The sequence below is a fragment of the Agaribacillus sp. DX54 genome, from assembly GCF_056858335.1.
Window position 1 is genome coordinate 24,943 of the sequence record NZ_JBXEQE010000048.1, and the last position, 10,949, is coordinate 35,891.

10 protein-coding genes are annotated in these 10,949 nt (G+C 42.8%); 9 read left to right on the top strand and 1 reads right to left on the bottom strand.

All coding sequences use genetic code 11. The features are described 5' to 3' along the window. Window positions 1-334 precede the first annotated feature (334 nt). From ade to AC04NP_RS28625, 4 genes are all read left to right on the top strand, one after another. A complete protein-coding gene (gene ade / locus AC04NP_RS28610) occupies window positions 335-1,969 on the top strand; it encodes an adenine deaminase (RefSeq protein ID WP_482863512.1) in 1,635 nt (544 codons plus the stop codon). A gap of 42 nt (window positions 1,970-2,011) precedes the next feature. Beyond that, on the top strand, window positions 2,012-2,296 hold the full coding sequence (locus AC04NP_RS28615; protein ID WP_482863513.1) for a hypothetical protein: 285 nt from the start codon (window positions 2,012-2,014) through the stop codon (window positions 2,294-2,296). 610 nt (window positions 2,297-2,906) lie between these two features. Further along, window positions 2,907-3,629 (top strand): ABC transporter ATP-binding protein, encoded by a 723-nt coding sequence (locus AC04NP_RS28620; protein WP_482863514.1) that lies wholly within the window; start codon window positions 2,907-2,909, stop codon window positions 3,627-3,629. Between the two features lie 7 nt (window positions 3,630-3,636). Continuing rightward, window positions 3,637-4,194 (top strand): cob(I)yrinic acid a,c-diamide adenosyltransferase, encoded by a 558-nt coding sequence (locus AC04NP_RS28625; protein WP_482863515.1) that lies wholly within the window; start codon window positions 3,637-3,639, stop codon window positions 4,192-4,194. 35 nt (window positions 4,195-4,229) lie between these two features. Here AC04NP_RS28625 and AC04NP_RS28630 read toward each other — a convergent pair whose 3' ends face one another. After that, window positions 4,230-5,756, bottom strand: coding sequence for a DUF6770 family protein (locus tag AC04NP_RS28630; protein WP_482863516.1), 1,527 nt, complete (start codon window positions 5,754-5,756; stop codon window positions 4,230-4,232). 47 nt (window positions 5,757-5,803) lie between these two features. Here AC04NP_RS28630 and AC04NP_RS28635 point away from each other — a divergent pair, with 47 nt between their 5' ends. From AC04NP_RS28635 to prfB, 5 genes are all read left to right on the top strand, one after another. Beyond that, on the top strand, window positions 5,804-6,370 hold the full coding sequence (locus AC04NP_RS28635; protein ID WP_482863517.1) for a hypothetical protein: 567 nt from the start codon (window positions 5,804-5,806) through the stop codon (window positions 6,368-6,370). 2 nt (window positions 6,371-6,372) lie between these two features. Continuing rightward, window positions 6,373-7,365 carry a toxin-antitoxin system YwqK family antitoxin gene (locus tag AC04NP_RS28640; RefSeq protein WP_482863518.1) on the top strand — a complete coding sequence of 331 codons (993 nt, stop codon included), beginning with the start codon at window positions 6,373-6,375 and terminating at the stop codon, window positions 7,363-7,365. Between the two features lie 96 nt (window positions 7,366-7,461). Continuing rightward, complete coding sequence (locus tag AC04NP_RS28645; protein WP_482863519.1) at window positions 7,462-8,526, top strand: branched-chain amino acid aminotransferase; 1,065 nt, start codon at window positions 7,462-7,464, stop codon at window positions 8,524-8,526. A gap of 363 nt (window positions 8,527-8,889) precedes the next feature. Further along, the gene (locus AC04NP_RS28650; RefSeq protein WP_482863520.1) at window positions 8,890-9,405 is read left to right on the top strand and encodes a hypothetical protein; all 516 of its coding nucleotides are present in this window, start codon (window positions 8,890-8,892) and stop codon (window positions 9,403-9,405) included. Between the two features lie 73 nt (window positions 9,406-9,478). Further along, a protein-coding gene (gene prfB, locus AC04NP_RS28655; RefSeq protein ID WP_482863521.1) for a peptide chain release factor 2 occupies window positions 9,479-10,556 on the top strand; the annotation gives its coding sequence in 2 pieces (ribosomal slippage) (window positions 9,479-9,538 and window positions 9,540-10,556; 1,077 coding nt in all). Window positions 10,557-10,949 lie beyond the last annotated feature (393 nt).

The following is a 10,949-nucleotide window of genomic DNA, read 5'->3' on the forward strand; positions in this document are numbered from 1 at the left end:
GATAGCTTTAGTATGGGAAGTAATATATTCGGTTATATTCTTTAACAATCCTTTTTGGGGCACGGAAGGGGCTTGTTTTTTTTAATTTGTTTTCCCCTGTGCTGGGTACCGGAGCATGCCGCAAAAACCGATGATAGAACAATTACCAGGGATAAGACGATGGTTATTTTCTTTTTCAAAATATTTGTTGTTATTATTGGTTACTACAAATATAACCTGATTATTGAAGCTCTTTGCTTAATAGTTTGAATAAATTCACATAGGTAAGAACATAACTATAAATAACATAGTAATATTGTACATTCATTTATTGAATTATTAGCAGAAAATTGCGATGGGAAGCAACTTTACCATTTCCGGCCATGTCATCGATGTGGTGGCCAAAAATATTTACAAGGGAAGGCTGGTGATAGAAGCAGGAAAAATAAGCAAAATCGAACAGGTGGATGATGTAGAAAATCAGTACATATTGCCCGGGTTGATTGACTCCCACGTTCACATCGAAAGCTCTATGTTAGTACCGGCTGAGTTTGCCAGGCTGGCGGTGGTTCATGGTACGGTAGCGACCGTGTCAGATCCGCACGAAATCGGTAATGTTATGGGGGTAAAGGGGGTGGAATATATGATTGACAATGGCAAACAGGTAGACTTCAAGTTTTTCTTTGGCGCGCCTTCCTGCGTACCGGCCACCACTTTTGAAACCGCCGGAGCAACGATTACTGCCAACGAAATCGATCAGTTATTGTCCCGGAAAGAAGTCAAATATTTAGCTGAAATGATGAACTGGCCAGGTGTACTCAACCAGGACCCCGGGGTAATGGAAAAACTGGCTATTGCCGGAAAGCATCAAAAGGTAATCGATGGGCATGCCCCGGGGCTAAAAGGTGAAATGGCCAGGGATTACATCAATGCCGGCATATCTACCGATCATGAATGCTTTACCAGGGAAGAGGCACTGGACAAGCTGGCACATGGCATGAAAATTATCATCAGAGAGGGTAGTGCGGCAAAAAATTTCGAAGCGCTGGTTGACCTGCTGACTGACTATGAGGATCAGATGATGTTCTGCTCAGATGACAAACACCCTGACAACCTGGTGGAAGGTCATATCAACCAATTGGTAATCAGAGCATTGGATAAGGGAATTGATTTGTTCACTGTGCTGAAAGCGGCTTGCGTTAATCCGGTGCTGCACTACGGGTTGGAGGTAGGCCTGCTCAACCTGGGTGATCCGGCGGACTTTATTGTTATCGATCATCCTGAAGCTTTTAACATCACCAAAACTTTCATCAATGGCAAACTGGTGTCCGAAAATGGGAAAACGCTGATAGATCCCCTTGAAAACAAGGTTATTAACAATTTTTCTATACAACCGGTGGGCATTGAGGTATTTAAATTACCGGCAGCAGACAGGATAATAAATGTTATTGAGGCCCTCGACGGACAGTTGATCACCAACAGGTTGAAAATGAAATGCCGCCACGAAAATGGTCTGGCTATGACCAGCGTTACTGAAGATATGCTTAAACTGGTTCTGGTTAACCGCTATCATACTGCCCCTCCGGCTTTTGCTTTTATCAAAAATTTTGGTTTAAAATCAGGCGCAATTGCCTCTTCGGTAGCACATGATTCACATAACATCATCGCCGTAGGGGTAGATGACCAAAGCCTGTGTAAAGCCGTCAATTTAATCATTGAGCAACGAGGTGGCGTTTCGGCGGTGGGACAAGGCCTGGAAATGGTGGTACCCTTGCCCGTAGCCGGGTTAATGTCGACGCACGATGGTTATGAGGTAGCCAGGGCCTATTCAGCTATCGACCGGTTTTCTAAAAAACTGGGGAGCACATTGATTTCACCATTTATGACACTTTCTTTTATGGCATTGCTAGTAATTCCTTCCTGCAAATTGAGTGATAAAGGGTTATTTGATGGAGAAAAATTTGAATTCATAAAACTTTTTGAGGGGTAATCGAGTCCTAATAGTTAAACACAAAAAAGTTTAGTTTTTAAAATGGAAGATCAAAAACAAGGCAGTGCCGAAAAACTGTTTACCAATTTCGGGAAAAAAATTGATGAATTAATTGAAAAAGCCAAAACCAAAAGCGAGGGCCTGGACGACAAATTTGAGGAAGGAATGGAGGAATTGAAACGGAACTGGGATAAATTCGACGGCGAAGTCAAAAATTTCACGGAAGAGCACAAAGACAAATTCCAGGAAGTGGGTCTGCGCATTGAGAACGCTGCCCAGGAATTAAAAAAGGCCGTTGAGGCCGCCTTTTCAAAAAGCAAAAAATGAAGGCACTCAAAAAACAAATAGTAAAGTCTTGAAAGAGCAAAGGATACGGGTTGCGAGTTCCAGGATACGACTTAAAAAGTATCGCGCTGGCGTCCCGTGGCTGTTGCACAACATTTTCGACAAAATGCGTGGTGTCTCGGTATCTTTGTGGTTAACCATTTTTCACCACAAAGACACGGAGGCACAAAGGTACGAAGTTAAGGGTTGTTTTGGCCTATAAAATAAAAAAACAAGCACATGCTTATACTGTGCAAAACCCACAACCCTTGCGCTATCAGGTGAAAGGATACAACGATTTCATGATTGCAGTAACAAAGGTGTGTACCTTAAAATAATTGTCCATTGCCAACTATCAATTGTCAATTTAAATCATACTTTTTTGTTTCCACTCGTCTTAGAATACAGGTCAAGAGTTTGTATGTTACAGTTTTTTGGTTGCGGATCAAAGATTTCATAAAATGAAAGCTACGGATATTACCCGCAGGGCAAACCTTAAATCCGGGTAATTTTCCGTTCGAGTAATTCAAATTGGCGAAAAAAGTAAAATTTATTTTTTTAGGATAAAAATAATTTGTCCTATTGAAGGTTAATCTCAAAACAAGATGCATATATGACCAGGATTATTGAAACAAAGGAAATTTCAAGAGTTTATAAAATGGGAAGTGAAACCATCAATGCCTTGGTTTCCATTTCAATTAACATCGATAAAGGCGAGTATGTAGCCTTTATGGGGCCTTCAGGCTCAGGCAAGTCCACCCTGATGAATATCATCGGCTGCCTGGATACCCCCTCATCTGGAACTTACATATTAAATGATAATGATGTAAGTGACCTGACTGAAAACGAACTGGCAGAAATACGTAACAAGGAAATCGGCTTTGTTTTTCAAACCTTTAACCTTCTGCCCCGCGCCAGTTCGCTCGAAAATGTGGCACTGCCCCTGGTATATGCAGGGCTGAACAAATACGAAAGGGAAGAAAAGGCCATGGCAGCCCTGGAAAATGTAGGCCTGGCCGACAGGGCCAGTCACAAGCCCAACGAATTGTCCGGGGGGCAAAGGCAAAGGGTGGCCATTGCCAGGGCACTTGTGAATGACCCCAGTATTATCCTGGCCGATGAGCCCACCGGAAACCTGGACTCAAAAACATCATACAGCATTATGGATCTGTTTCAGGAATTGCATGACAAAGGCAACACCATTATCATGGTGACGCACGAAGACGATATCGCCCACTACGCCCACCGCATCATTCGCCTGCGCGACGGTTTAATTGAAACGGATGAGGTCAACCACAATGTTGTGAACGTCAAATCGCTGAAACTGGACAGCTAATAACGGCATGAAGATATATACTAAAACTGGCGATAAGGGTACTACGGCGCTACTGGGTGGTACCAGAGTTCCCAAGTCACACGACCGGATCGAAGCATACGGTACTGTAGATGAGTTAAATTCTTACATCGGTCTGGTCGGGGACCAGGAGGTAAATGGCAGCAGGAAAGAAATACTGCGTGAAATTCAGGACCGGCTGTTTACCATCGGATCTTCACTGGCTTCAGATCCTGAAAAATCCAAAGTAAAAATTCCCGACTTGCTTGAAAGTGATATCACCATGCTGGAAGAGCAAATTGATCTGATGAATGAAGACCTTCCTGAAATGAGATTTTTTATTTTACCAGGAGGCCACACTGCCGTATCTGCTTGTCATATAGCGCGCTGTGTGTGCAGAAGAGCCGAAAGGTTGGCTATTAACCTGGGACAAAATGAGTTTGTGGCGGAGTTGGTCATTAAATACCTGAACAGGCTATCGGACTATCTTTTTGTATTGTCCAGAAAAATGGCGCAAGATTTAAATGTTGAAGAAATACCCTGGAGGCCCAGGATGCAAAACCCTTAGGCATGAACGCCCAAGGGTTTAAACTATGCTTTTATCTAAAATGAAATAGATTCCAAACCAATGTTTACCGTTTTGGTCTTTTTGTCATAGGCATAAATACATGTATGACCTGACTTGCCCCTCAATGCGCCGGTTTTGGCGTTTTTTGGATTTCCTACCACCATTTTTAACTTTTTGGCCATCGGTATTTTTTTGGTCTCGGACTCTTCTCCCATGGCAATGGTTGAAATGCCTACATAGGGTTTACCCGAGCCTAGTTTCGCGCCTTCCCAGTTGGTGTATACAATGGCCTGTTTGCCGGAAGGCAGTGTGGTTACATATTCAAACGTGAACATATTAAACCGCTTCAGATAGTAAGCCAGTGATACGCCACCGACACTGGCAATGGAGGCTTCGACAAGAATGGATTTATATGGTTTTTCAATTTTGTTGATATCGAGCGGTTTACCGTTGTTATCATAATTGAAGATAATGTAATCCATCACGGTAAATCCCATCGGGGCACTGTTTGATCCACTGGCCGAGGCCAACAACGTTCCGGCCTTTACTGTTTTCCGGAATGTCTCCGCGATCACCTGGTAACTGTCTCCGGTTTTGGCTATTTCGTGGAACAAAACCTTGGGTTTGGATCCGATGCTGAACTTTCTTGATGTGGCTTTCAGCGCCTTCTTGATACCATTATCCCAGTCTATATGGTTGTATGCCAGTTTTTTGCCCTCGGGTGATAATTTCAGGAAAAATATGCCGTCAGAATTGATCTCCTGCCACTTGCTACCCTCAAAATACATGCCTGCCGTTACAATATTTCCTCCTTCTTCCACCAGGAAGGCAGAAGGAATTCCTGTAATACTTCCATCATATAAATCGTACTCAAATTGCTTTGTACCAGTGTTATCGTCAAAGCTCACCAGTTTGCCCAGTGCCTTCTTGGACATGACGTTAGGCTTCTCAATGGTAATCAGCAAAAGCTTGTTTTTGCCGGCCTCTGCAGCTTCAATAGACACATAACCCTTGTTTCTGGTAACGGTTTCTTCCCACATTGTGCGCAGGTCGCGATCAATTTTTTCAACCGAATAGCCCCATTTTTTCTCCTTTACGGCAGAAGTAACATAAAACCCGTTACCATCAGTTCCGGGAAATACCTTCATAGAATTGGCGGTAGCAAATTTCCGGTGCTTTCTGTCTTCTTTTTTAATAATGTTGCCATCACTGTCAATAGTTATAAAGGTGTTCAACTTCTTGGACTGATCTGAAAAAATGAACAGAAAATCCTTACCATTGTACTCCGAGCCAATAAGTACCGACCTTTTTGTAACCGTTACAGGTGTTTGTTTGATCAGGTTCAAATCCAAATCCAGGATGTCTAGATTTAACGTGACCATACCCTTTTTTAGCTTTTCACTTAAATAATAAGTATAATAACCTACGGCCTTATCACCGTTGGTAATTGATTCAACTCCCCTGAAATGGAGGGGTTTTACGCCTGTAATCTGATAGTGCTGGCCTTTTACGATTGTAATTGCACAAAAAAATAACGTGCTTAAGATAATTGCCTTCCTCATGATAATTTAAAAAAATAATTTGGTTAATTGCCAAATTATTTTTGTTCATGGGAAAGAAAAATAAAATAAACGACCTTACAGTACTCGCATTATCAATCCTGCTCTTTTGTCAAAAAGTGCAGGGCCAGGATAGTCTCAGGTTCAGTTACCATGGCGAAGATGCTAAAATTGCCGAATTAACCCGGCAAAATATGCATTTCGGAGGGGTAGCGTATGGTTTTTATGCGGATGAAGAGATCATCCCCATTCCTTATTTACTGACCTTACAATATGAATTTGGCACAAGACTGCTTGAACTGGGCCAGACAGCCGGCGTTTCTTTGAATTTTAATCCCCATGTAGCAATTACCCATTTTTTCATCGGGCGGATTAGTGGGACGGCCAATATAAATCTCTTTAATTACGCCACCGAATCATCAAATCATAAACTGGGATTGACCGGCGGCATCGGTTACGAATACTTCGGCACCTCCTCCGGCGTTAACGACCTGTACCCTATACTAAGGGGAGGGTTTCTCTTCGATAATTTCAGATTAATATATCAAAATGGTATAGCCACCGACTTTGAACCAGGCAAGCACCTGGTTTCCATCGGGGCAAAAATAGATTTTTAACTATGAAGAAGATTTTTTTAGTACTACTAATGGCGGGCTCGCTGCCAGTAGCCTTTGCCCAAAAAAAGGAAACTACCTATTGGGATAAAAAAAGAGGGCAGATTAAAAGTGAGGGTCTGCTTAACCGTAAAGGGTACAAGGAAGGCATCTGGAAAATCTGGTATAAAGACGGACAGCTTAAATCACAGGAATCGTATGAAAATGGCAAAAGGATTGGGGAATGCTCCTATTGGTACCCCAACGGGCAGTTAAAAAACACAACAGTGTATGTACCCAGCAATTATTTCCATGAGTTTAAAATTGAAAGTGAATCTATTCCGGACAACGGCGATTGGGTAAGTTATTATGCCAACGGGAAAAAGAAATCCGAAGGAAAATACCTGAATGGTGGCAAAGATGGCCGATGGATCGATTACTATGAAAATGGCCTCAAGAAAAAGGTATATACGATAGCCAGGGAATTGAAGAGTGGTCAATGGGAGGAATTTTATGAGAATGGTCAGCAAAAGAGTACCGGGTTATACGAAAAAAATCACAAAATAAACAAGTGGAAGCATTTTCACGAAAACGGTCAGGTGAAAAGCATTGAATTATACAATGCCCAGGGGAAGTCAGACGGTAAATTTGTCTCCTTCCACGAAAATAGCCAGCCAAAGGAAAAGGGAGTTTATATTGCAGGAAGAAAAGAAGGCCTTTGGCAAGCATGGCACGCCGATGGTACCCAGAAAGAGGAATCCAAATATATTGGCGGCAAATATGAAGGGGTTTACAAAATCTGGTATGAGTCGGGCCAGCTTTCGCAGGAGGGTATATACCATTTAGGCCTTAAAACCGGTGAATGGAATGAATGGCATCCTTCCGGCCAACGCAGATGTAAGACCATTTATAAAAATGGCCTTAAAAATGAAAAGTGCCAGTTCTGGGACAATAACGGAAAGCTGATGAAAGAAATATTTTACAAAAACGGTAAAAAGAAGAAGGAAATCCACCTTTAATTGTCACCGTTCTTTTATTGATTGGCGCACTTTGCCGATTATCCGTTTTTTCCGTATCTTTGAGCCTCAGTCATTTCATTTTAAACTTCTCTTTTTATGATTGAGACATCAGATATTAATACGCATCCGGTTGCCAACTCAAGAATTAGTGAACTGGATTTTGACAATATTCCATTCGGAAGGGTCTTCTCAGATCACATGTTTGTCGCAGAATATGATAACGGGGCTTGGAAAAATTTCGAAATCAGGCCTTACAAGTTTTTGAGTTTATCACCGGCCAATACCATTCTCCACTACGGGCAGTCGGTTTTCGAAGGTATGAAAGCCTACAAAAACATGAAAGGGGAAGCTATCCTTTTTCGACCGTTAGATAACTTCGTGCGTCTGAATAAATCTGCTGTAAGAATGTGTATCCCGGAATTGCCCGAGGAGTTGTTTATGGGTGGACTGACTGAACTGATAAGGCTGGATGCACAATGGATTCCCGACCGGCCCGGTACCTCACTCTATGTGAGACCATTTATCTTTGCTTCTGATGATTATATCGGCATCAGGCCATCTGATACCTATAAATTCATCATATTTACCTGTCCGGTAGGTGCCTACTACAGCCAGCCTGTAAGCGTGAAAATCGAAACCAAATTTTCAAGGGCCTTTGAAGGAGGCACCGGCTATGCAAAGACCGGTGGTAATTACGCTTCATCATTGTTCCCTGCCATGCTGGCCCAGGAAAAGGGTTATCACCAACTGGTTTGGACCGATGGCAAATCCCACCAATACATTGAGGAATCAGGCACCATGAACGTGATGTTTGTCATTGACGGCAAATTGATCACCCCCCCTACCGGCGACACCATTTTAAAAGGCGTCACCAGGGACAGTGCCTTAACCCTTGCCAGGGATTGGGGTTACACCGTGGAGGAGCGTAAAATTGCCGTGGATGAAGTGGTCGAAGCCCTCAAGGCAGGCTCGGTCCAGGAAGCTTTTGGCACCGGTACCGCCGCCACCATCGCCCAGATCGCCGAAATTGGTCATGAAGGGGTTGATTATCAACTGCCTCCGGTAGAAGGTAGAATCCTTTCCAACAAAATCCTGGCCGCCCTGGATGACATCAAACTGGGAAAAGTTGAAGACAAATTCAATTGGATTTACAAGGTTTAACAACCTCCCAACATTTCCTCTTGGCAAACAAAAAGCTAAAACAAACTGACTCAACAGCTAAACCAAACAGGTGCAAGCATCCGGAACCAAGATATAGTACAAGTGTCTAAATGCAGGATATAGCAAAAACCATGTCCTGTTGATGCTTGTTTACGTAGTACGCCCCCCCAAACCGTTAAAAACTTTTGCTTAAAAATGAGACAAGTTTGTGACTTGCATCCGAAAGGTCGAAATTAAAAACATTACTCATTTCCAGCTTCAGTCAAAGCCTGAAACCTAGACTCTATTTTTAGTCGTACAACCTATTAAATCAATTATAACACAAATAGACAACCGCCAAGCCAGATTTTTCATTATACATACATGCCCAAACACATTAAGTACTTCCTGATCCTATCCCTCACCTTCCACCTCCACCAAACCTCCGCGCAGGGCCACAAATACCTGCTCCTGGAAAAAGGAGCCAGCAGGAAAAAAATCAGGATTTACCCCGGTTCCGACATCACGTTAAGATTCCACAGCGAAGACCGCTTCTACACCCGGCAAATTAAAGATCTATCAGGAGAACTGATTTTTTTCGAAAATGCTGTCGTCAAAACTACCGAAATTGCTGAAATTGATATCAGGGCCCATAGACAAGGCTCTACCCTTTTTGTTGACCTGGGAAAAAAACTTCCAATCGCCGGTGCCGGCTATTTTGTAATCGATAATTTTAACAGGACGGTGGTCATGAATCAGCCTTTCAACATCGATCGAAAAGTGGTAAGGACAAGCAGTATAATGATTGGAGTGGGGCTCCTGTTCATTTTAGCTGAAAAAAAAACTTTTAAAGTCCGGGGCAGGAACCGGCTTAGCATCGTAAACTTACTTCAGGAGTAGAATTACCAGGATTAAAATATATATTTTCGTCGCGACTGCTTATATTTGGATTTTATTAACGCAAATTTTAAGTATGACGACAGATCAGTTAAAAGATTTGAAGGCGCGCATAGAGGCCTTAAGGAGGTATCTTTGACTATGATAACAAAATAAAGGAAGTAGAAGAAGAAGAAAATCTCACCACCCAACCCAGTTTCTGGGACAATTCCAAAGAAGCCGAAAAGATTCTGAAAAACATTAAGTCCAAAAAAATCTGGACAGACAGTTTTGAATTGCTCAAAGGCAAGATGGAGGACCTGGAGACTTTACATGAATTTCATGAACTGGGCGAGGCGACGGAGGAAGAAATCGATGAGGAATATCAGCAGTCCCTGGAGGCGCTGGAGGAACTGGAGTTCAAAAAAATGCTAAGCAATGAGGAAGACCAGCTTAGCGCCATGATAGAAATCAATCCCGGGGCCGGTGGCACTGAAAGTCAGGATTGGGCAGATATGCTCAATCGTATGTATATCATGTGGGGTGAAAGCAATAGTTATGGTGTAAAACAGGTCAACTACCAGCCCGGTGATACGGCAGGTATCAAATCTGCTACTCTAGAGATCAGCGGCGATTTTGCCTATGGAAACCTGAAATCCGAAATTGGCGTCCATCGACTGGTACGGATATCCCCTTTTGACTCCGGGGGTAGGCGACACACCTCTTTCGCTTCCGTTTATGTGTATCCTGTGGTGGATGACAATATAGAAATTACGGTCAACCCCGCCGATATTACTTGGGAAACCTTCCGGTCAGGTGGTGCTGGCGGGCAAAATGTAAATAAGGTGGAAACGGCCGTCAGGCTACGTCACGCCCCTTCCGGCATTATTATAGAATGCCAGCAGGAAAGATCGCAGCTACAGAACAAGGAAAAAGCTTTGAAAATGCTGAAATCCAAGCTTTACCAGCTAGAAATCGAAAAGCGGAACGCAGAGAGGGACAAAATTGAAAGCAGCAAAATGAAAATCGATTTCGGTTCACAGATCCGGAACTACGTCTTACACCCTTACAAACTCATCAAAGACGCCCGCACCGGCTTAGAACGCACTGACGTCCAAAACGTCCTCGATGGCGACCTAAACGACTTCATTAAAGCTTTCCTTATGAGCCAATAAATTGAGTGTGAGTTTGGGGGTGAGTGTGGGTGTGAGGAGGTATTATATGTGAACCTCTCTTTGTTTAATTAAAGAAAATATCCTCTAAATACTATTTCGAAGTGTAAACCCTACGAAATCTTTCAAATGCTATTGACTTTAATACTCCTACCTTCTACCTTCACCAATGTAATTCAACGAGCAACCAGGTAAATCCGCCGAAGCTTTAGCTTAATTAGGCGATTCTTCTGAAGTTTTAGCAAACGTGGTTCGACCATTAAGTAATCAAAACAGTCAACAAAACACAAAACCGGTCATTAAGAACAGCTATGAACAATGAAAACAATCAACTTAAAACTAACTTCAACCTTGCCCGCCGTCGCCAAGGCTACGGCGGGCGAAGCTAATCCAACT

Coding starts and splice junctions, on each gene's coding strand:
- AC04NP_RS28620 (WP_482863514.1), top strand. CDS start 2,907: ATGACCAGGATTATTGAAACAAAGGAAATTTCAAGAGTTTATAAAATG.
- AC04NP_RS28625 (WP_482863515.1), top strand. CDS start 3,637: ATGAAGATATATACTAAAACTGGCGATAAGGGTACTACGGCGCTACTG.
- AC04NP_RS28630 (WP_482863516.1), bottom strand. CDS start 5,756: ATGAGGAAGGCAATTATCTTAAGCACGTTATTTTTTTGTGCAATTACA.
- AC04NP_RS28650 (WP_482863520.1), top strand. CDS start 8,890: ATGCCCAAACACATTAAGTACTTCCTGATCCTATCCCTCACCTTCCAC.
- AC04NP_RS28635 (WP_482863517.1), top strand. CDS start 5,804: ATGGGAAAGAAAAATAAAATAAACGACCTTACAGTACTCGCATTATCA.
- AC04NP_RS28615 (WP_482863513.1), top strand. CDS start 2,012: ATGGAAGATCAAAAACAAGGCAGTGCCGAAAAACTGTTTACCAATTTC.
- ade (WP_482863512.1), top strand. CDS start 335: ATGGGAAGCAACTTTACCATTTCCGGCCATGTCATCGATGTGGTGGCC.
- AC04NP_RS28645 (WP_482863519.1), top strand. CDS start 7,462: ATGATTGAGACATCAGATATTAATACGCATCCGGTTGCCAACTCAAGA.
- AC04NP_RS28640 (WP_482863518.1), top strand. CDS start 6,373: ATGAAGAAGATTTTTTTAGTACTACTAATGGCGGGCTCGCTGCCAGTA.